This is a genomic window from Mesorhizobium sp. M7A.F.Ca.CA.002.04.1.1 (assembly GCF_004022805.1).
Taxonomy (GTDB): domain Bacteria; phylum Pseudomonadota; class Alphaproteobacteria; order Rhizobiales; family Rhizobiaceae; genus Mesorhizobium; species Mesorhizobium ciceri.
Genome location: NZ_RZPL01001336.1, coordinates 1 through 418 on the forward strand (window position 1 = coordinate 1; position 418 = coordinate 418).

Consider the following 418-nt stretch of genomic DNA (forward strand, 5'->3'; position numbering starts at 1 on the left):
CTGCGCGATCAGCGAATTGACCACTTCGATCTGCGCTTCGGCGGTCGCCTTGGTCGGGCCGGTGTAGATGATGTCGACATCGCCGAGTTCCTTGGCCGCCTCTTCGGCGCCCTTGTTGGCGGCATCGAAGAAGCCGTTGCCGAGCGACTTCACCACCAGCGCGATCTTGACGTTTTCGGCATAGGCGGCATTCACGAACATGGCGGCCGAGAATGCAGCCGTCACCATCAATTTCTTCAAGAAGCTCATCGAATTTCCTCCCTTGAGCGTTGCATTCCATCGCCGCTGCGAGCGCGAGTTGGCCTCAGGCCTGCAGTGAAGATTCTTCCTTGTTGGTTGCGGATGTGCGGGCGACGATCAGCGTCACGCCGGCGGTCTCCAGCATCTTGGCTTCACGATCGTCGATGCCGTCATCGGT

The 418-nt window shown here is 59.6% G+C and carries 1 protein-coding gene; it reads right to left on the reverse strand.

All coding sequences use genetic code 11. The features are described from left to right. The coding region (locus ENZ75_RS34080; RefSeq protein ID WP_164888294.1) for a substrate-binding domain-containing protein at positions 1 to 249 on the reverse strand (249 nt) is incomplete at its 3' end. Between the last annotated feature and the right edge of the window lie 169 nt (positions 250 to 418).